The organism is Paenibacillus sp. GCM10027629 (assembly GCF_042676425.1).
GTDB classification, from domain to species: Bacteria; Bacillota; Bacilli; order Paenibacillales; family Paenibacillaceae; genus Paenibacillus_K; species Paenibacillus_K terrigena.
The window spans coordinates 789767-811448 of record NZ_JBHTGZ010000009.1 but is presented as its reverse complement, the minus strand read 5'-3'; the positions used below and the strand labels follow the sequence as shown (position 1 = coordinate 811448).

General features: G+C 44.4%; 18 protein-coding genes. 3 read left to right on the top strand and 15 right to left on the bottom strand.

The window, feature by feature from the left end:
* Nucleotides 1–10: 10 nt before the first annotated feature.
* From ACFQZR_RS13225 to ACFQZR_RS13195, 7 genes are all read right to left on the bottom strand, one after another.
* Nucleotides 11–859 (bottom strand): MetQ/NlpA family ABC transporter substrate-binding protein, encoded by an 849-nt coding sequence (locus ACFQZR_RS13225; RefSeq protein ID WP_379346503.1) that lies wholly within the window; start codon nt 857–859, stop codon nt 11–13.
* Between the two features lie 39 nt (nt 860–898).
* A complete protein-coding gene (locus tag ACFQZR_RS13220) occupies nt 899–1669 on the bottom strand; it encodes an SDR family NAD(P)-dependent oxidoreductase (RefSeq protein WP_379346501.1) in 771 nt (256 codons plus the stop codon).
* A 6-nt stretch (nt 1670–1675) separates the two neighbouring features.
* Nucleotides 1676–2137, bottom strand: a complete 462-nt coding sequence (locus tag ACFQZR_RS13215; RefSeq protein ID WP_379346498.1) for an S-ribosylhomocysteine lyase — start codon at nt 2135–2137, stop codon at nt 1676–1678.
* Between the two features lie 90 nt (nt 2138–2227).
* Nucleotides 2228–2848 (bottom strand): methionine ABC transporter permease, encoded by a 621-nt coding sequence (locus tag ACFQZR_RS13210; RefSeq protein WP_379346496.1) that lies wholly within the window; start codon nt 2846–2848, stop codon nt 2228–2230.
* 56 nt (nt 2849–2904) lie between these two features.
* Nucleotides 2905–3972: a methionine ABC transporter ATP-binding protein gene (locus tag ACFQZR_RS13205; RefSeq protein ID WP_379346493.1), complete on the bottom strand. Its 1068-nt coding sequence runs from the start codon at nt 3970–3972 to the stop codon at nt 2905–2907.
* 348 nt (nt 3973–4320) lie between these two features.
* Entirely contained in the window at nt 4321–5352 is a 1032-nt protein-coding gene (locus tag ACFQZR_RS13200) for a Cfr family 23S rRNA (adenine(2503)-C(8))-methyltransferase (RefSeq protein WP_379346491.1), read from the bottom strand.
* A gap of 255 nt (nt 5353–5607) precedes the next feature.
* Nucleotides 5608–7092: an Lsa family ABC-F type ribosomal protection protein gene (locus tag ACFQZR_RS13195; protein ID WP_379346490.1), complete on the bottom strand. Its 1485-nt coding sequence runs from the start codon at nt 7090–7092 to the stop codon at nt 5608–5610.
* Nucleotides 7093–7594: 502 nt separating this feature from the next.
* Between ACFQZR_RS13195 and ACFQZR_RS13190 the strand changes: the two genes are divergently transcribed.
* Nucleotides 7595–9040, top strand: coding sequence for a sensor histidine kinase (locus ACFQZR_RS13190; protein WP_379346489.1), 1446 nt, complete (start codon nt 7595–7597; stop codon nt 9038–9040).
* A 79-nt stretch (nt 9041–9119) separates the two neighbouring features.
* On the opposite strand, the gene ACFQZR_RS13185 is transcribed toward ACFQZR_RS13190, so the two are convergent.
* The 5 genes from ACFQZR_RS13185 to ACFQZR_RS13165 all read right to left on the bottom strand — a co-directional run bounded on the left by ACFQZR_RS13185 (nt 9120) and on the right by ACFQZR_RS13165 (nt 16632).
* Nucleotides 9120–9701 carry a pentapeptide repeat-containing protein gene (locus tag ACFQZR_RS13185; protein WP_379346488.1) on the bottom strand — a complete coding sequence of 194 codons (582 nt, stop codon included), beginning with the start codon at nt 9699–9701 and terminating at the stop codon, nt 9120–9122.
* 22 nt (nt 9702–9723) lie between these two features.
* Nucleotides 9724–11916 (bottom strand): PrsW family glutamic-type intramembrane protease, encoded by a 2193-nt coding sequence (locus ACFQZR_RS13180; RefSeq protein ID WP_379346487.1) that lies wholly within the window; start codon nt 11914–11916, stop codon nt 9724–9726.
* A gap of 284 nt (nt 11917–12200) precedes the next feature.
* Nucleotides 12201–14108, bottom strand: a complete 1908-nt coding sequence (locus tag ACFQZR_RS13175) for an RICIN domain-containing protein (RefSeq protein ID WP_379346485.1) — start codon at nt 14106–14108, stop codon at nt 12201–12203.
* 274 nt (nt 14109–14382) lie between these two features.
* Complete coding sequence (locus ACFQZR_RS13170) at nt 14383–15186, bottom strand: extracellular solute-binding protein (RefSeq protein ID WP_379346483.1); 804 nt, start codon at nt 15184–15186, stop codon at nt 14383–14385.
* Nucleotides 15187–15504: 318 nt separating this feature from the next.
* The gene (locus ACFQZR_RS13165) at nt 15505–16632 is read right to left on the bottom strand and encodes a low temperature requirement protein A (protein WP_379346481.1); all 1128 of its coding nucleotides are present in this window, start codon (nt 16630–16632) and stop codon (nt 15505–15507) included.
* 889 nt (nt 16633–17521) lie between these two features.
* Between ACFQZR_RS13165 and ACFQZR_RS13160 the strand changes: the two genes are divergently transcribed.
* Nucleotides 17522–18346: a DUF6597 domain-containing transcriptional factor gene (locus ACFQZR_RS13160; RefSeq protein ID WP_379346479.1), complete on the top strand. Its 825-nt coding sequence runs from the start codon at nt 17522–17524 to the stop codon at nt 18344–18346.
* On the opposite strand, the gene ACFQZR_RS13155 is transcribed toward ACFQZR_RS13160, so the two are convergent.
* The 3 genes from ACFQZR_RS13155 to ACFQZR_RS13145 form a co-directional block, all read right to left on the bottom strand.
* Nucleotides 18343–18732 (bottom strand): VOC family protein, encoded by a 390-nt coding sequence (locus tag ACFQZR_RS13155; protein ID WP_379346477.1) that lies wholly within the window; start codon nt 18730–18732, stop codon nt 18343–18345. The two genes, ACFQZR_RS13160 and ACFQZR_RS13155, sit on opposite strands and share 4 nt — an antisense overlap.
* 337 nt (nt 18733–19069) lie before the next feature.
* Complete coding sequence (locus tag ACFQZR_RS13150) at nt 19070–19627, bottom strand: NADPH-dependent FMN reductase (RefSeq protein WP_379346475.1); 558 nt, start codon at nt 19625–19627, stop codon at nt 19070–19072.
* A gap of 133 nt (nt 19628–19760) precedes the next feature.
* Nucleotides 19761–20597 carry a helix-turn-helix transcriptional regulator gene (locus ACFQZR_RS13145; protein ID WP_379346473.1) on the bottom strand — a complete coding sequence of 279 codons (837 nt, stop codon included), beginning with the start codon at nt 20595–20597 and terminating at the stop codon, nt 19761–19763.
* 153 nt (nt 20598–20750) lie between these two features.
* Here ACFQZR_RS13145 and ACFQZR_RS13140 point away from each other — a divergent pair, with 153 nt between their 5' ends.
* On the top strand, nt 20751–21494 hold the full coding sequence (locus ACFQZR_RS13140) for a phytanoyl-CoA dioxygenase family protein (RefSeq protein WP_379346471.1): 744 nt from the start codon (nt 20751–20753) through the stop codon (nt 21492–21494).
* Nucleotides 21495–21682: the final 188 nt, after the last annotated feature.

The following is a 21682-nucleotide window of genomic DNA, read 5'->3' as shown; positions in this document are numbered from 1 at the left end:
AGCTGCCTCTCTATTCTTCCAGGAATGTAACCGGCTTACTGACTGGTACTTTCGTGCCGCCGAATTCCTGTTCGATATATTTTTGCGTATCTTCATTATGGTACAACTCGCCTAATTTCAAGATGCCAGGATTGTCCTTTTTATCGGCGCTGGTCACAAGCACGTTGATACTGCTTTTGGTATCGACAGAAACTTCCTCATGGAATAAGGAGTCCTTCAATACATTCAGTCCGCCTTCCATCGCGATCGTATTACCGATCAATACAAGATCCACATCTTGAATCACGCGTGGCCCGGTCGTATCGTCGATCAACTTGAATTTTAGATTCTTGGGATTCTCAGTGATATCGTTCACCGAACCTGTTCCCTCATTGAAACCGTCCTTTAACTTGATGAGTCCGGATGCCTGCAACAGTTTTAATCCTCTGGCTGTATTGGCCGGATTATCTGCCAAGGCGACGAGTGCACCGTCCGGCACATCATTGATATTCTTGATCTTCTGAGAATAAATCCCCATCGGCTCAAGATACGTGGTCGCTACCGCTACGAGATTGGCATTGCTTTCTTTATTGTAGCTGACCAAGTAACCCCAGGATTGGAAGGCGTTCACGTCAACCTCTCCCTCTTTGGTCGCGTTATTCGTCACGACGCCCCCATCGATCTCCTTGACTTCAATATTGAGCTTGGCATCTTTAGCCGCCTGAGACTGCGCGATATGCTTCCAAATCTGGGCATCAGAGCCCATGGAACCAATGACGATTTTCTCGCCGTCGCCCGATGTTTTGCTTCCACAGCCTGCAATCACCAGTGTCAATGTTAATCCAAGCGCTAATCCGCCCCATAATTTTTTTATATTCATATGCTTTCGCCCCCCTCGATTCAATAAAATATCATTGCCCTAATGCATTGTCATGCCGCCGGTTACATTAATGGCCTGTCCTGTCATATAGGAAGATAATGGACTAGCCAGGAACAACACGACATTCGCAATGTCCTGAACCTCGGCGGTCCTTCCCAGCGGAACCTGAGAACAATCCTCTGCGTAGATCTCTTCTGCGGTCATTCCGCGGATGAGTCCACCTTCAATACGCTCTCGATGCTTCATCGACGTCTCCACAATACCTGGACATACCGCATTGACCAGAATGTTATGCCGCGCCAATTCAATTGCCATGACTTTCGTTAATCCAAGAACAGCATGCTTGGACGCGCAATATCCGCCCATAGCCCGATAACCGTTCTTTCCGGCTTGTGAAGCCATCTGTATGATACTCCCCGGCTTCCCGGCCTCGACCATCGCTTTCGCGAATATTTTGGATACCAGATAGAGCCCGGTTGAATTGATAGAGAATACCTTTTCCCAATCTTCCAGCTTACTATCAATTACATAATCCATCGTGGAAATGCCGGCGCAATTCACGACGATATCCGGAACACCTGACCGCTCGAGGATGAGATCTGACCAGCGATAGATATCTTCTGATCGGGACAAATCCAGTCTGCTCTCGGACAAGCGCCCGTCGATGTCCTTATAATCATCTGTATAGACGAGATCGGCTGAGATCACCTTGGCCCCGCTCTGCAGCAATATTTGCACGATACCTTGCCCTATGCCTGAATGGCCGCCAGTGACAACCGCCGTTAGATGCGATAAATCCAGCGTAATCATCGTCTATTACAAGACTCTCTCAAACGGGTCTCTGCTAATGCCGGCATCGAGTACAATCTTCGCATATTCTTGAGCCGAAAATAGCGAATGATCCTTGTAATTGCCGCATTCTAGCGCGGATACCGCCGGAACCACTGTCGTTTCGAGTACGCGCTTCAACGTTCTCTCTAGTGCGGATGCGATCTCTTCCGGATCACGCTCATTCCAGAGAATCAGATAATATCCCGTTCTGCATCCCATTGGTGAAATATCGATGATGCCTTGAATCTCATCCCTCATATATGTAGCCAACAGATGTTCAAGCGTATGAAGCGCAGCTGTCGGTATCGCATCTTGATTCGGTTGCAGGAAGCGCAGGTCGTATTTTTGCACGGTGCTGCCTTTCTCGTCATGCTCGACCCCTGCCGCTCTGACATAAGGTGCCTTTACGATCGTATGGTCCAATTGAAAACTTTCTACTTTTGCCATTGTTCTTCAGTCCTTTTTGTATAGTATTGTATATTTAATTCAGCACGTACCCGAAGGCAGCATACTGTATTAACCGTTACAAGTCTGCTATTAACGCATTGTCTTCTTGGTGAAATAATCACCGATGAATTGGCACACAAACACCAGAATCAGGATCAAAATCGTTGCTACAAGTGTGACATCCGTCTGGAATCGGTTATACCCCTTATTAATCGCCAGACTTCCCAATCCTCCTGAGCCAATGGCGCCCGCCATCGTCGTCAGTCCGATCAGGTTAATGATCGTAACCGAAGAAGCGCGGATAATCCCTGCCAAGCCCTCCTTGAGATAGACTCGGAAAATAATCTCAATCGGCCCCGAACCCATGGACTGAGCCGCTTCGATAATACCGGGATCTACTTCTACCAACGCATTTTGTATCTGTCTAGCATAGAAAGGTACGATTCCGATGACCAAAGGCACGATAGCTGCATGCATACCGATCGATGTCCCTACGATGAGTCGGGTAAGAGGAACGACAACAGCGATGAGTATGATAAACGGAATGGATCGGAACAAGTTAATGATTTTTTCCACGACACTATAGATCGGTCTGTTCTCCAGAATACCTCCCTTATCTACCACAACCAGGGTAACGCCAAACAAAATGCCGAATATCACGGAAAATAACGAGGTCACAGCCACCATATAAATCGTCTCATAGGTGCTCAAGAGGATATCCTCTCTTGAACTCCATATATTCGGGAAATATGTCATGAAAAATTCGCTCATACCGGATCACCTACTTTACTGTTCTGCAGATAACGGGAGTCGATCATTTCAACCGCCACCTGAATGGATTGCAAATATTGCAGCGCTGCTTCCAGATCGCTGGCGGCGCCCGACATGACAACGATCAGATTGCCGATCGGCGTCTGTTGCAAGATTTCCACATTCGCGAATATTAGATTGGTGGTCACGCGATATCGAGCGGTAAGCGCCGAAATGACCGGCTCGCTTGTACTATCGCCAACATAAGAAATCTTGCACAAGATATCGTTGTCCTTCAGATGAACCAATGACGGATGGAGCGCGAGCTTCTCCAGCGTCTGCTCTACATGTGTCGCCGTATTGATGAAATCACGGGTTAGCGCATTTTGCGGACTGCTGAAGATGGAGACGATATCGCCCTGTTCAATGATACGACCGGCTTCCATCACGGCAACCTTGTTGCATATTTCTTTCACCACCTGCATTTCATGCGTAATAATCACGATCGTCAGGCCGAGGTCTTGATTCAACTTCTTCAACAATTTCAGGATAGATAACGTTGTTTTGGGATCCAGCGCACTGGTCGCTTCGTCGCATAATAGAATTTCCGGATCATTCGCCAGCGCTCTGGCAATGGCCACCCGCTGCTTCTGCCCACCTGACAATTGAGAGGGGTATGCATTCCGTTTATCCGATAAACCTACCAGCTCGAGCAAGTCATTGACCTTCTGGGCTCTTTCACGCTTGGATAGCTTGGAGCTTTTCAGAGGGTAATCCACATTATCATAGATCGTTCTGGAATTCATGAGGTTAAAATGTTGGAAGATCATCCCGATCTTCTTCCTGGCGGCGCGCAGCTCTTTAGGGAGCAAGGCCAGTAAATCCTGACCGTTCACTTCAACGTTTCCTGATGTAGGTCGTTGCAGCAGGTTAATGACGCGAACCAGTGTACTCTTCCCTGCCCCGCTGTAGCCTACTATGCCATATACGTCACCGGCATCAACCTGCAGATCGACATCCTGAACGGCTGTCACTGTCTGAGAACTAGATTCAAATGTCACGTTAATATTCGATAAAGAGATCATGATGCCCAACCCTTCCTAAAACTTCTATGTACGAAATCTCCAATAATTTTTATATCAGTAATTGTACATCAGAATACTCGGAATTGAAACTAAAATTTTTAAATAGGATCCTGACACCATTTTAAGGCATTGTCCTAACAGTATTCTCTTTGAGACATAGATTGCTTCAAACAGTAAAGTCAGAATTAAGGACACCCGATCGGGTGCCCTTTGTGTGTAACGTCATATTCTACCTGGAAACTTTAGTAAAAGTTTTTTACTAGTGGCCACGATGCTTTTCTTTCGCCTTTTGTGCGACTTTTATGTTTATCTTGAGGCAGGCATTGTATGTTGAATTTCAAACGTCGACTATTCGGTTCGGTATAACTGTCCGCATGCAGCATGAATGTCCGATCCGAATTGAGTTCGGACTGTAACGTTCACACCATTTTGCTTCAATGTCCGGACGAACGTTTTGATCCTTTCGGGGTCAGTCGGCAAATAGCTTTGAGGCGTCACTTCTGTCGAATTATAGGGAATGAGGTTCACGTGGTAGAGATGTTCCCAAGATCCCCTTCCCTTCAACAGAGCGGCAACTGCTCTTGCATGCTCCGTCGAGTCGTTGAACCCTCGAAGAAGAATATACGCGATGTACACCTTTCTCCCCGTATGCTGGATATGGCGATCCAATGCATTCAGCACGTCGCGAAGCGAAAACTGCTTATTAATAGGCATCAGTTCGCTCCGTTGATCGTCGAACGGCGAATGCAGCGAGAAGGTTAGATTGACCTGCGGAAACTCCCGCGCCAACCTATCGATTCCCGGTAACAGGCCGATGGTGGATATCGTAATTCTTCGATGTCCTAAACCGAATAGATGCGGGTTGGTCAAAATCGCCAGTGCATCGAAAAGGTGCGGGTTGGCGAGCGCCTCCCCCATGCCCATGAAGGACACACTGTCCAAGGCGTGGCCGTTCAAGTGAAAGTGTAGCAATTGGTCGGTAATTTCGTCGGCGGTCAAATTACGTTTCAAGCCGATAGTACCCGTGGCGCAAAAGCGACACCCGAACCCGCAGCCGCACTGCGTGGAAATACAATACGATTTCCACCCCCGTTCATAGGTAAGTCGTACGGTCTCTACGCGTTCGCCACCATCGATGGCAAACAGCACCTTGCTGACTTGTTGCGAAGTGAATTCCTTCACTGGCATAACGCTGGAGACGTGCGGACCAAGCTTCTGGACCAACGCTTCTCGCAAGAATTTAGGAAGTATGGTGATCCGTTCGTATTCAGCAATTTTTTGATTGAAAATAGCGTCCATTATTTGCCCGTATCGGTACGCAGGCTGTTTGAAGTCGTTCAAAATTTGCCTAATCGTTTCATATTTCGAGGTTGGTTTCATGTGTTCTCCTTACCGCCGGAGAAAATGCAAAAAAGCAACCGTCATCCGTCGCTTTAATGCATCATTAACCAATTACGCAGGAAAAACACGATGCGTTTGCGGATAGAATCGCTACGTGCATCTGTCGATAGATTGGTAAACCTCCGGCAACAGATCTATTATTTTGTGAACCGAGTCAGCCGGCAGGAACTGGTTCACATTATCATCTACAATCTCAAGCTCATTGATCATCACTTTCATCCCCCTTGAAATGAGTTAAACGTTCAGTTCCACCATTTTTGTTGCGATATGATTGCAAAACTCGCTATCGTGCTCCACGAAAAGAATAGTCGGCGAATACTCAAGCAGCAGCTCTTCGATTTGCATCCTGGAAATGACGTCGACAAAATTGAGCGGTTCATCCCAAACATGCAAATGCGCGCGTTCGCAGAGGCTTTTCGCGATCAGAACCTTCTTCTTCTGACCGCCGCTATAAGAAGCGATGTCCTTTTCGAATTGCAGGCGCGAAAAATCGAGTTTTCTCAAAATCGCTTTGAACAAGCTCTCGTCAATCTCGCTGGATCTGGCGAATTCCGTCAAATTGCCCTGCAACTGCGAGGTGTCTTGTGAAACGTAGGAAATTTTCAACTGGCTCCCTTTTCGAAACACGCCGGAATTAGGTATCTCCTCGCCGCAGATCAGTTTGAGCAAACTGGATTTGCCTGAGCCGTTCGGACCGGAGAGCACGATGCGATCCCCTTGCTCAACCGTAAAGCTGATGTCGCGGCAAACGTTCTTTTCGCCAAAATGAATTGAAACGCGGTCAAGCTCGACCAATTGGTGTTTATGATAAGTCATTTGCGAGATTTTCAGACTTTCCGAGCTATCGACGTTTTTCAGAAGCTGGGATCTATCCTCGATCGCGGATTGCTGTCTTTGCTCGATCGACTTGGACCGCTTCATCATTTTGGCGGCCTTATGACCGATGTACCCTTTGTCGACCTTGGAGCCGGAGTTACGGGTGCCGTTTTTCGTTTTTTCTACTTCGTGAGACCAGTTGCTCGTTCGCTTAGCCGCTTCGGACAGCCGCTTTATATCCTTCCTCAGCTTATCGTTCTCAGCTAGTTCGAAATTGTCCTGTCGTTGTTTCATCTCCCACCAGTCTGAAAAATTCCCTTTCTGGATTTCGATATTGGTCTTATTGATCGAAATAATGTGGTCCACACAATTGTCGAGAAACGCCCGATCGTGTGACACCAATATAAAACCGCTCTTGCCATTCAAATAATCACTTACCAGCTTCCGAGCATGCAGATCCAGATGATTAGTCGGCTCGTCGATCAGCAAAAAGCTGTTTTCCTTCAAAAACAGGACTGCCAGCATCACCTTCGTCTGTTCACCGTTGGACAACGAGTCGAACGGTCGGTACAACACATCTTCTGACAACTTCAGCAACGTAAATTCGCGCATGAGTTGCCAGTGCTCATAGTCCGGAAAGATGTCGTCGATTACCTCGAATGTAAGTTTCTCCTTGTGTTCGACATGGTACGGGAAGTACTCGAAACTAACGTTAGAGGAAATGGTTCCGCTATATTCGTACTTACCGAGCAGCAGATTCAGAAACGTTGTTTTACCCCGGCCGTTCCTCCCCGTAAAGCCCAACTTCCAGTTGGTATCGATCTGTAAGCTTACATCCTCAAAAATGTTGTCGTAGCTGCCGTCATAGGCAAACGTCATATTCGTAACCTTGATCAATGCCATTTCAAAAAACCTCCTTTGTTCTCAAATAAAAAAAGAGCTGCAAGAAAGTTAACCTTTCTTGCAGCTCAAAAAATAAGACAAATCCAACCCTGCGCAGAGTCAGATAAGGATATATTTTTAGAGTGAAAAGAATAAGGTAACTTTCTTGCCAATAAAGAATAAAAACAGCGCAAAAAGAACTTGTTTTATTCTTTAAACTTCAGCAAGAAATTCTACATTATCCTCTTCAACTCCAATCATCAGAATTAGCGTAATCTTATCATACTCGCTATTTCATTTCAACTAACTCTTCGATGAAGACACCATTGATTTTGAGACTTCGACTTTGCTCGTCAGCCAATTTCATTTTCCATTTTTTACGTTATCCTGCCCGGTAGCTTAATAGGGCCTTTCAACTAATTAAACCCAAATTTAGTTTCTTTTTAACTAAATTTCATATTACTTTAAGGAATATATACCAAAATCAGGATATTCTGTTCACCGTAATTTAGGAGGAGATTTTTTGACGATCCGGTTGCGAATTACGCTTTGGTATATGTGTCTCATCACATTGATTCTAATTATTTTTAGCACAGCACTTTACAGTTACGTCAGATACAAAACAAATCAGGACATTGAATCTACCATAAATAAAACTGCGATGGGTATTCATATCGCTCCATCGTTAGATTTCTGGAATAACCTTCAAATCAGTATCTCCCCGAGCATTGCTAACAATCAAGTCATCATCCAAGTTGTAGATTATATCAATCAGCAAGTCCGCTACTCCAGAAACCTCGTAGAAGCAGGCATTAAGCTTCAGTATCCAGAACCAAGATTAGACTTTAAAAAAAATTACAGCAAGATCAGTGTTAATGGAGATCCATTCACTCTCCTCAACATTCCAATATTACTCGATGACCACAGCTTAGTTGGGCTTCTACAGGTTGGAATCTATACAGGAAAAGAAGCTAAAATTCTCCAGAATCTGCAGTGGATTTTGGTGTTATCATCGATCACGGTGCTGGCCATCGCCTTTCTATTGGGCTTATTGGTAACCAAACGAGCGCTGAAGCCTTTACACAATGTCATCCATGCCTCCAAGCGGATTGAGAGCGGGGACGATCTGAAAAAGAGAATCCCAAGAGATGTGCCTAACGATGAAATTGGACTTCTAACCGATACGCTTAATAGCATGCTTGTCCGATTGCAGGAGGCTTATCAGGACTTAAACGAAGCTTACGACGTACAGCGTCGGTTCGTTGCCGATGCATCACATGAGCTTCGTACGCCGCTTACTACGATCCGGGGTAACGGCGACTTATTAAAGAAGCTTTGGAGCACCATTGCCTCAAATCCGAATCATCATTTAGAGCCGCATCATATGGACTTGTCTCTGGAGGCAATTTACGATATGAACTCAGAAGCCGAACGTATGACCCGACTTATTAACGATTTATTGACCCTGGCTAGAGGCGATTCCGGTATTGTCATGGACAAAAAAACTGTAGCTATCTATTCCGTTGTTACCGAAATCGTTCGGAAGGCGAATTTGCTCCCGCGGACTGTTGAATGGCGAGTTGAGAATATAGATGATCTCATACCTGTTCAAATCCATGGAGATTCAGATTATTTGCAACAGCTATTGCTCATTCTGATCGATAATGCCTTCAAATACACATCGAATGGCTGCGTCGAATTATTTAGCCTGCAAAAGGATGGCAATGTTGGAATATGCATTTCGGATACGGGAATAGGCATGAATTCGGATGAGCTCTCCAGGATTTATGAGCGCTTCTACAGAGCGGATATTTCCCGAGGTAAGACTTCGGGGTACGGACTTGGGCTCTCCATTGCCAAATGGATCATCGAAGAACATGCCGGCTCAATTGAAGTGTCATCCAAGGAGAATGAAGGGACGACATTCATTGTCTGGTTACCAATGATATTCTTAAACAAATCTAGCTGAATTTGAGCATGCAAAAAAGGCTGATTCCTCCTCATGGTTCAAGTTGGAATCAGCCTTTGAAAGCTTATCAAGTGGTTGTCTAGTTAGTGTTTAACCATTTGCTGATATCATCGCCTTCTAACCTTATTGGTTTCTCTTCTGTTCCAACAAATATATATTGGGCAGACACTTCATCCATCCCTTTTGAACCTTTAAAGCTGGTTCCATAGAGAAGTGCTCCATCAAGTATAGCGCTTGTTAAATCAACATCAGAAAAATCTGCGTTGCTTAAATTCGCTCTTCGAAAGGATGCTCGCCTCAGGTCTGATCCAGATAAGTCAGCAAAGCTAAGATCTGCATCATCAAAAGACGCCTTTATACCTACGCAATTTCTCATATTTGAATGTTTTAAAGATGCGTAATCAAATACTGTTTTACTAAGGATACTTTCCGAGAGATTCGTTTCATCAAACGATGTACTTAAAAAATAGCAATCACTCATATCATTATTCGTTAAGAATGAATGATTCATATTTGATTCTACAATTTCTAAACAACTTAGATTCACCCCTGTAATGTGAAGTTCACTTATTTCTCCTTTTACAATTTCTAATTTCTCTCCAGTCTTACCATCCGATTGTATCCATTGGTGATGTTTCAAAAACATATTTTCTATATCCATTCGATACTTCCTTTCGGTTTTTTTATGGCCACCACAACACTTTATCACTTAAACCTAATTTTTTAACTGCCTCGCTTACTTCTTTGATATGTTCTGGAAACATTTTTGTTGTATCAATGATTACATTTTCGCCTTTTGAAAGAGATTCTTGTATGTCAGTAATTGCCTTTTCAAGGGTGTAGCCCTTTGGTGCGAATTTAGAGTACCATCCTTTTACGTCCCACTTTACACCATTAGCATCAATAAACTCTGCACCAGCAGGATTAGGGTCCCTAGCTATAGGACCAGGTAAATCCCCTCTAGCTTCTAACTCTAAGCCTGCTTGTCGCTCGATTTTTGATTTTGCATTAATACCAAAGTTTTTAGCTGGATCTTTAGCCAAACTCTCATACTCATCATGAGACCTTTCGAAGTATTTTCCTTTGTCCCCATACTTGTCTATTATGTCTTTATAGTAATCTGGAGCAGATTCTCTAATTTTGTCTAAGTCTGCTTTTGAGGTCCCCTCATCGGTTTTATCCTTATTCGGCGTATCGTCATCCGGTTTATTGGGATCGTCCGGATGCTCGCTCGGGCTTTCGACGTCATTCTTCGGAGGTTTCGGTTTATCCGGAACGTCGATATCCGGCTTCCGGGAACCTAGCTTATCCAGAATCTTGCGCACATAGTGACGCCCTTTACTCCCCAGCCATGTTAGCACTTTACCAAACGGGATTCGGTTAAGAGCAATGTTTATAGCGACGGAAAGCGCATTTTCGGGAGTCAGCAGCTTCTTCGGATCTCGGATATAGCCGGCAATCTCATGCCCGCTCCCGGCGATTCCCATCCCCGTCATTACGATACCAAAAGCCGGCCAGAATCCGACGAACAGCAGTGACAAGGCAAGGGCTCCAAGCAGGATCGCGCCCTGTTCATACCATTCCAGTCGATCCCACCAATCTTGCAACGAGTCGAACATGCAGGCGAAACATGCCGGTTCTCCACCGCTCGTATGTGCCCCTATGCCTGCGAACAGACCGGCCACGAGAAGAATTATAGCGAGTCCGGTTAACGCCTGGCAAAGAGCTTTTACCCGAGCATCGATAGGCTCCTGTCTGCTGGCCGCTTCGTCATTTCCATAAAGCATATGAAATCCAAGCTCCCTGCGCTCCCGGTAAAATCCAAGCCAATAGATGAATTTCCCCCGGTCGAGGCAAAAAGAGCGGCCCATATTCCACAGTTCGGTAAACGGATTAAGAAGCCGCTCGTTCGGCAGCGACGGAAGTCGGTTCCGTATTTTGTTCAGCGACCAGTAATCGGCAAAAAGCGATGCAGCCAGCATCAATAGGAAGACTGGTTGCGTTTTATAACCGCTGCCGGTCCACTCATGCAGCCGGAACACCCAACCCGGCAGTTGGTGTTGACCATTATAAGCCGCGTGATCCAGGATGGACCACAGCAAAATGATTACCGGGAACAGAAAAAACCATTTCGTCAGTCTTCTTCGCAGCCGGTAGGCTATTCCGCACGCAAGCGCGATCATTGCTGTATGTACGGGATGACCGACGGTCATTAGCGTCGGAAACAAACTTTCCTCGAAACGCCCCGGAAACAGCGAGAATAAGTCCCAATGGATCGTTTCGCCGCCCAGCCATGTATAGCTGTAGCCGAACTTTTCTTCAAGAGCACCGGAACTCAGCCATCTTCGGGACAACTCCTCCATCAGCTGGAAGCCTACACCCGTTGCCGCGCCGATAAGCGTGTAATCGCTCAAGCTCAAAGCGGAAGCTCGACGCGAGAACAACAGGAATATGCCGAGCGGAAGCAGCTTCCACAACTCTTCGAATATCGGCGTGATCACGGCAATAGACCAAGTGTCGGAAGTATTACCGCCGAAAAGCACGTGGAGAGCATTGACCGTAAACGTCGTGAACGGTACGACTAGAAAAACGCCAGCCAATACGAACAGAACGATCGGCTTCCACGGCATCGTCTTGCTGCGGCACAGAAACCAAAATTGCAGCAGCACATAAAACGACCATAAATATTGAACCACCATGGTGCGCGATTCTTTAACGAAAAACAAGCTTAAAACAAACATGATTAGCGACAACCAGGAATAAATCGTATACATCGATTTAATAAACGGATATTTCTTAATCCATGCTTGGCAAGTCCGGTAGATGGCCTCAAGAAAATCCCGAATTCCGGTTCGAATGGACCAGATCGTATTCACTACGGTCGCCTCCTTTGAAAGCCTGCCGCGTGCGAGCGGGACGTCTCCCCTGACGACGGCACGGCCCCATGAGTACAAATGAATTCATGAAAACATGTATCTAACCTTAATCTCACAGGATACCAGTATTATAAATATTCATATAAAATCTGGCAAAAGTCGTTGGTCTCAAATCTTGATGGATTATTTCGATAAAAACCGGGAAATTTCGGAAAATAATATTATATTTCATTAACAAAAAGACGCCATCCCGATAATACGGATAGCGTCTCTTTTTAATCTTATTAATTCACTTTCACCAATTTCCAGAGCTGGTTAGATGAACCACGCCCGGTGTATTGGATAATTGAAGCTGAATCAGAAGTAGATTCACCTTTAACATCAAGTACTTTATCGCTATTGATATTCACAATGGAGTAGTAACCTCCACCTGCGTCAATAAGCTTCCATTCTTGATTGGCACCCCGCCATTCCGTATCGTGGTACTGGACAGCCTGTGCTCCGTCTGACGTTGATTCACCTTGAATTTCTAACATTTTAACGCTATTACGGTTTTTGATTTTATAAATGCCTCTGCCCATATCTACAAATTGCCATTGCTGATTGGCTCCACCGTTATCTGCGTATTGAACGACACTCGTGCTATCGTCAAGATAGGCACCTTTGACATCCATTACTTTTCCGGAATTTTTATTCACAATTTTGTAGTATGCGGATGTATCAATTGCTGCACTGGACGTGTGATTTTTAAGGTTTATACCATCGACTACATAAGTAGTTACGGAATAAGCAGGCACTGTATTCTGGAACGACTTGTTGTTCATTACCACATTGATATTTGCAAAATTTTCTGGCGTTACACCATTGGATGGAGCTACGGTGCGGTACGCTGTTACTCCCCCGGTAATATCACCGAATTTAGACAGATCATAAGTCACATCGTTTGAAGCGCTGCGATCGTTAACCGTAACGATGACTAGTTTTTGTGAAGCTGCATCATATGCCGCAACGGAATCGCCATCTTCGATATCGATGATTCTATACCCTGGACGAATGAACTTGCTCCATTGGGCCATGGACCAAAATTTTTGTTTAACATTTGGTGTAAAAGCGTTGTTATTTGCGTCGTTTAGATCGGTTTCAATCATACCCCACCCAGGAGCGGCATTTTCCTCTACGGCTTGCCAATATACCCAAGCGGAGTTTTTCATGTACTTGATGTCCGATACGATGGATCTCGACATTTCGATCCCGTTCGCTTCGCCATCGCCGTGCTCAGACATCCAAATCGGTTTGTTACCCGCGGCATAGAAGACTTGTTTTCGTTCTGTATCATTCCCGTAATACGTATGGACATTATACTGACTTATCATAGACTTCGTTATATCTGTATAGGCATTGATCGTGTCTCTCGCTAGAAAAACGGCGTTCGAATCCGCGGAGCTTTGGGTTGTTGGCAGACCTTTTTGCACTAATGCATCATGCACGTGTTGGATAATCGTTCCTCTGCTGTACTGCGAGTAGAAGGCTCCCTCTTGACGGTTGCTGTACACCCAGAGCCCGTCCGGTTCGTTGATCGGAGAAAGTGTTCTGAATGTAATCCCTTCATTGTCCTTAAAATATTTAACGACAGTAGTCAAATAGTCCGCGAAATCATCGAACATATCACCTTTCAGGTTATCCGTCAATGGTAATACTGGACCTGTAACACTGCCGCTATTCGTCATCCACCATGGAGGCGAGTTTGCAAAGGCTTCGGCGATAAAATGCTCAGGAGTATTTCTTGCTTTGGCGGCTTGCAGCATCCAACGTTGATTGGCATCGCTGCTCCAGTCATAGTCCGCCGTTGAGCTTGCCTTAAATCCTGGCACGGCTGCACGAAGTTCCAAAAAATGATGCTGTGGATTTTCACCGCCACCGATATTGTAACGAACAATATTAAAGCCTAAACCTTGGTTCACATCAAATAATTGATCTGCATACCAGTTGCGTGTTGCATCCGATGCGCCTCCGATCCGGTTCGCAAACCAAGCTAGTGAGGTACCCCAGCCTTCCCAGGTTTGATACTGCTTGTCCGGGTTTACGATGGCCGTGTAAGAAGAAGCGTTTGCAGTTCTTTGGAGAAAAGGTGTACAAAGCGAAAAAATTAGTGCAGAAACAGCTACCAGAACAGTAAATCTTCGTTTAATCAACTGCTTTCTAATGTCATTCACCCTCCATTCTTGAATTTTAAATTTTGATGTCATAATCCGTATGCAATATGATTCATATCATGGCTGATGAATTTCAGTAAAGTGAACTATTTAAACCTTAGTGAATAATCGAGATGTTTTTCGTATTTATTGTGTTAAAAACGAAAAAAGCGCAGCTATAAGCTGCGCCACAGGCTGTTGCTAAAGTCGACAGCCTTCTTTAAATCTATTTAGGTTAATAAAATACCGCGTTAATATGATTTAAGGCTCGTCCTTATTTCCAGCCCCATTTTTGAAAGATTTGGTGAGATTCTTCCGTTCTTAAATAATCAATAAATTGCTGTGCTTCTTTTTTCTGATCGGTGATTTCCGTCAGGGCGATCGGCGTTCCACGATAGAGCTTTTCTTCTTCGGGCAGCTCGACCAGGTCGGTCACATCTTGGAGCCGGTAATGCCACGATTCATAGGTAATCCAGGCGTCCATGCTGGAATTCGATTTCCATTGTTCAATGGCTTCGGCACTGGATTTTACAGAAAGGTTAATATTTTGGGATATGCCTCCGATGAGCCCTTTTCTGCCTGCCATGTCTTCCCACAAGCCAAGCTGGCCAGCCCCATTCACATCGAGTATTTTTACTCCATTCTTCGTTAAATCCTCCAGGCTTTCAATCTTCTTAGGATTTCCTTTCCTCACCAAGATTCCTGCAGCACGCGTGTAAAGCTCCGTTCGTGATTTAGTGTCGATCATTTCAGGGTGGTTAAAAATGAAGTCCTGCAGCATATACTCGGAGCCACCGAAAATAATATCTGCATCTTGTTTTGCCTGGCCAATCCATTTGCCCTCTGGTCCGGCTGTTACTTCCACCTTGATTCCTGTTTTAGCTGAAAAATGTTCAGCAGCTTCCTTGATTGGTTCAAGTGGCCCGCCCGGTCCGTACACCCGGATGACATGATCACTTTTGCTAGAAATTGTTGTCGCCTGGGACGCCGGCTTATTGTCCACTTTTGCATAGGCTGACACTCCGGCAGTAGTAATGACAGAGAGCAGTAGAGCTGATAGGAGCACGACCTTCTTCATAATTATTCCTCCATTTTATACATGATTTTTACCGGTACTATTAAAGGGAACGAAAGAAGGCCGTAAACGGTTTGATTATAATTGCAAAATAGTTAGAAAGATTCATAACCTATTCCTTAAAACAAAAAAGCCGCCAATTTGGCGACTTCTAAAAAGCGTATATGTTCTTGGCCATTCAAAGTTCTCGACTCCTCGCGGGCATCCAACAGAATACAAACGGGTCTTCAGTACCATCGTCCAAAAAGTTACGGACTTTAAGTCCTCTCTCTTTAAGCCAAGAACAATGCATTTCATATTTTGTCTCCCAAATCCCTAAGGTCACGTCGTTAATTTAGCATATACAACAAAGAACACCATTACTTCTCCAATGATTATGTAATTGGGTAGAAGGAAGAACAAATCTACTGTAAAAAAGACTCCCAATAACCCTAATAAGAACGCTAAGTGTGATATCCCTAATCTTTGATGGATATGTCGAAATTTATGAAAAACCAACGAGGTTGAAAAAAAGTAGAGCAATACAGATCCAAAAATAAAAAATAACATAAATGAATAATTCAGTTGGTTCAGAAATAACAATTGAATCGAAGCTGCGATCATACACATGGATAAAAAAATGAATAAATGACCATAAATAATAGTTTGCCCTGCAGTCTCGATTGTTTTGTTGACTTTCTTCTCCACGTTGTCAAAATATTGCCACCACATCGCAATAATTAATATAAAAGTTAATGACGCAAATAAAATAGATTGCCACATCCATTGGCTAGACTGCAATACGGCTAGTATACTGATTACTGATTCGCCAAGAAGAATAAGTGTAAACAGTGAGAAGCGTTCTAATAGATGGTGAGTATTTATTGGGCTTTTCACCAGGTATTGCCGACCGATTAATGGGAGCAATATGTCAACAGCAATTCCCGCGTACAACACTGCATAACGAATCCACGAGTCAAAGAATAGTGATAAAGAAGATATCACCATACCAATCCAAAAGCGGCTCCCTAAATAACGGGCAGTGCTCTTTCTATGTGCCTCTTCTTTCTTATGCACCGCAAGATATTGAATAGCCGTCATAGCTCTTAAACCAACATAGCCTATTAAGAATGAAACATAGTATTGATCAAAATCAACCGATAGGCTGGCCGTCATGATTAATACAAAAAATAATTGTAGAATCAGAAATATTCGGTGAGATAAGATATCTTGTCCAAACCGATTTACAAAGAGCGATTGCCCTACCCAAGCCCACCAAATCGGAACAAATATTAGGATGAATTTCGTTAAGTACTCTACTGGAATTGAGCCATTTTCGACATGTAACAAGACATGACTTGCTTTAGAAACTGCCGCCACAAAAAGTAGATCATAAAATAGTTCTAGCCAAGTAACCTTCTTATCAGCAGATGCTTCATTTTGTTGAAATCCCGATACGTGTTTATTCATTATTTGCTCCTTTGCTATTTATATTTTGGGAACTCCCTTACTTCCGGCTGAAACACCGGCTATGGATACATGTTCTTGACCTCCGACACTACTAGGATAATAGAGCAAAAGCAGCCTATCCTCTGACGAGGAACGAGCTGCTATTTTTGTTCATTCAATCCAACCAACTCAGATTACACATTTCCTCAAAACTGAGGCTTTTGCAACGCTCTCCATGGCACCCTTTTACGGTATTACTGACTTATTCTGAGGATGTCTTGAGGCGGCACACCAGTGCTTTGAATTTGGGAAATTTGGGAGTTCGTAAGATTGCGGCCTACCAAAATAAACGAAGATGTGACATTGTTAAATTTAAAATTACTCAAGTTCGCCACGTTTTGGCTGCCACGGAACACACGGAATGATCCCTGAAAGTTAATTCTCGAAAACAGTACAAGTGTTACTTGAGATCTCTGCACAACATTTCTGAGTTGAAAACTCGAAAGAACGTTGTTAAACCGAAACGCTCCAAGATCACGAACCGCAACTCCTCCACGTCTGAATTGGATCCGACGACCAGTAAAATTAATACCTGACCAAAGTGAAAGACGTACATCTCTGTTTGCCAACTATATCACTCCTTTTCTGAGGTTGATATAGTTTATTACTATTTTCAAAGAACGGTTAAAGACAAATATACTAGATTTATAGTTTGTTTTTTGGATTTCCGGATTTACATCTTCCTAATAATCCATATTATCCGGATAATATGACTCTATGCTATATTTCTTAGAAAAATTGAAACATATTCCGTAGAAATTCATTTCCATATAAAAAAACACCTTAGTGCAGCTATGCTATAATACTCGTAATAATACTCCTAAACTGTTATATACTGGAGTGACCTCTGATGCAATCGAAACTAGGCAAACCCGTTGGACTGTTAAATGTAAACATAGAAAATCCCAAATTCTCAGTCTCCCAGTACTCACCCTCCGCCGATCTCATCCATTTCATTGAACATTACTGGATTGTCTGTTGGGATCTTCGAGGGCAGGAACCGTACCTACAGGAAACCTTGCCTCATCCTTCCGTTCATCTTGTGTTTGAAAGAGACAACTCGCGAATTGTGGGTGTTGTTAAAGGTAGATTTTCTGTGCTTCTCCAGGAACAAGGAGCCGTTTTCGGCGTCAAATTCCGTCCTGGGGCCTATTATCCCTTCCTGAAAAATTCCGTTTCAACCATAACAGACCGTACAGTTCCTTTCCAGGATGCCTTCGGAATGAGCAGCCAAGCGTTGGAACAACGGATTTTTTCCTTGGAATCCGCAGAACAGATGATTCCTCTAGTAGAATCTTTTATTCGGGAACGGCTCCCTGAACCAGATACCAATGTCGAATTCATTAATACCATCGTTCAAAGTATTATTTCCGATAGAAGTATCGTTAAAGTTGATGACATTGTTCGCCGCTTTCCTATTCACAAAAGGCAGTTTCAAAGCTTATTCCGTCAGTATGTGGGGATCAGTCCCAAATGGATCATTCAACGCTACCGACTTCACGAAACGGTAGAAAGGATGGCCGACGGCGATATTCCCGACTGGTCAAGGCTTGCTTTGGATCTCGGCTATTACGATCAAGCACATTTCATTAAGGATTTCAAATCAATCGTAGGTAAATCCCCAGAAACCTACACCAAATTGTTAAATGAACTAAACTCGGGCAACGACCATTAAAGCGGGTGTTTATATAGTTCGATCACATTACCATCGGGATCGCGCAAATGGGCAACCCTGGCATTCCAAGCATGCCGATCATGAGGTTCGTTAATGAGTACCACCCCTTTATCCTTCAATCGGGCGCAAACCTCATCGACTTCATCCACTGCAAATGTGAGTAAGAATTTCGATTGTGGTGCTGCGTCGGTTGGAAGATTCTTTTCCTCGATCACTTCAGCCATATTTTGACGTGAGAAAATTTCGATTTTGGTTTCACCGGTATTAAACGATGCGAACTGCATCTCCTCTGCGAAAAATCCCATTGGAAACTCCATCACGTCTCTGTAAAACGCTACACTTTTTTGAAAATCATTAACCAACAGTCTAATTTGCGACAATTTCATGTGTTCCACTACCTTTCTGTACAAATATTGGCTAACCCTATAGTACGAAGTTTTCCTATGCTCAATATAGCAAAATCACGGAAACCGGTATTGTAAAAACACGATGAAATCTTTCGCTGTAAAAAATATGTCTGCAGGCGCCATTTTTGAACGGAGACGTCCTCTATAGCGATGAAGTCTTAACTGTCGCCATCAACTCTGACTACGTTACTGGCTAAAACGGCAGGTTTGACGCTGTGTGGAAAATGGGAAGTGATTTCTCCCGACTCCATTCACTGAGATACACTAATCTGCCGTTAGCGGAACAAAGGGCTGCCAAGTGGCAGCCCTCCCGTCATTATTTATCCGAAATGGCCTGCGTCAGCGCCTGAACCAAGGTGAGAATTGATGACTTGTTCTTATTGTCCGTCACACTACCGTTCGGCCCGAACATCTTACTAACGAAAGGAACGGCTAACGTTGCTTCGTCCGGGATAGAGGCACTCATCATCTTTAGAGTCATAATCAGCGATTGTTGAGCCGTTGCACCCCCATCTGGATGAGGAGACGCGCTTATAACCGCCGTCGGCATGTCTATGAATTCTCCCGAAGATACGACCCAGTCCAGCGCATTCTTGAGCGAACCTGGGACACCTCGCGCATATTCCGGTGTACAGATCACAACTGCATCTGCTGCTCGTAATTCCTCCCGCCATTCACGTACAGCTTCATGCGATTCGGCTTCGTCACCATCTGAGTCTGGACTGAAATGCGGTAAAGCCGCAAGCCCTTGATACGTACGAAACTCTATACTGGCTGGCATCATTCCCCCGATGGACGAGAGCAACAAAGTATTGGAGGACTGCTTGCGCAGACTTCCGGATATACCAAGTACGATATGACTTTGATGTTCCATTTGATTCACCATCCTTTTCATTCGATATCTACATTGTACACCCTGACATTAATGTCATAGTCAATGCATATCCGACGCGCTCAATCGCTCCAGCTTCTAATTTTCCCACTATCCTATTCGTCTCATGGATTCCTTAACCATTAGGTTCACGCTTTGTCATTTGTGGCAGCCCGCTCCAGGAAACTTGCCGGATTTCCGAAGCGGTTCGTCCTTTGTATTGCTTGATCAATCGGGCAAAATGATTCGATGTTTTAAAACCACAGCGCTCGGCAATCTCGGAGACGGTTAATCCGGTATTCGTGAGCAGTTCCACTGCCCGGTTCGCTCGATAGGCCCATACGTATTGCATCGGTGTCGTATGTTCATGCTGTTTAAACAACCGAATCAAATGCTCCGACGAAACACCTGCATGACCGGCCAATTCATGTAGTGTAATTTCGTCTGAATAATGCTCATTGATCCATGTCAGCGCGGTATAAAGGGCTGGATGTTTCTCCCGCTGCAGAAGGAGTCGTCTCGTTTCAGTCGGGTAAAGATGTATCGCTGCGAGTCCAAGACTGAGGATCGTTATATCATTAGAGGGCACATGCCGCAGCATGCTGAGCATAAGATCAGTCAGCTTGTTCATCTCTTCCGTGAGCGGAAGCAGTTCCGGGAGCTGATGCAGCGTATTCCTCATCTCTTCTGACAGTGGTGAGACGTGCACAGAGATCCAGCGATGCCAGGTTTCTTCGGTTTTCGAGAAAGCAAACAATTCCTCGTGACCCGGCTTCAAAAGCACGACATGCCCAGGTTGTACATGTAAGGGGCGTCCGTCGATAGTGACAGTCATCTCTCCTGTGTATAACAGAACGAGCTGAAGATCCTGCTGAATACGGGGCCCATAGCGACCGCCGGGCGGATATACGATGGATCCTGCATACGCATTTCGTAAAGAATCGAACGGAAGTGACAAAGATACCGGCATCATGCTTACAAACCTCCATTCATCTCCACTATTTTCTCATTAGATAAACATATCAATTCCAGATACAATATTGCAAATTTGAGGCATTGTTGCACGTACGAATACAAGGTAAGCTGAATAGCAAAACAACGCTCACGAAGAAAAGGGGAATTCGAAATGAACACAACAATACCACCACTATTAAAGCCGTTCAATGAGGAACAAATCGATTTTTTCAGAGAAAATGGATATATATTACTCAAGCGAGGTTGTTCCAGCGATTTAGCAGATGCCTTTAATGGACACATCTATGATATCCGCAACCAGTCACCAATGCCGGAATGGGCGGCATGCGAAGAAAGCAAGAAATATGCTGTGCGGCTGTTCAATCCCCACAAGAATGATAGTTTCTCTCGTCAATTGATGAAGCTTCCAGTAATCCGCGGCGGTCTGGCCCAATTGATGGGCAAAGAGGCCGTATGTGTTCAAAGCATGTATTTCTATAAAGAACCAGGAGCTCCCGGACAGGCATCGCATCAGGATTATTACTACATTAAGAACGATCCGATGACGATGATTGCCGCATGGACCGCGATGGAGGATTTGGTTGATGAAGAGAACGGATGTTTATGGGTCATTCCGGGCACCCACAAGCTTGGCTTACTGCCGCACGGCGCCGTCAAAAACTTGGAGGAGCATGAATCGTGGACGGAGGAGACTGAGGGTATAGATACGAGCAATCAAATTCCAGTGATCATGGAGAAAGGTGATATTCTCTTCTTCAGTGAATTACTGATACACTCTTCGAACAAGAACAGGAGCAAAGAACGCTGGCGCCGATCTTATGTATGTCATTATATCCGCGAGGATGCCAATGTTCTCCATCATAAAGATCTTCGCCAGAAATACCCGCTTTATTAATAAGTTTTCTTGATCCTCATATGTAAACTTTTGATAAAACTCGTGTTCTTCCGGCTCCCAATAGACACCTTTTGCATAAATGCCCATTCTGAGAGCCGTAAAACACAAATATAGAGTACTATGGATAGACAATAGGATTAATCGGGCTTGCGGCGACATCCCCCGGTTTATCTCCACTATTTTCTCAT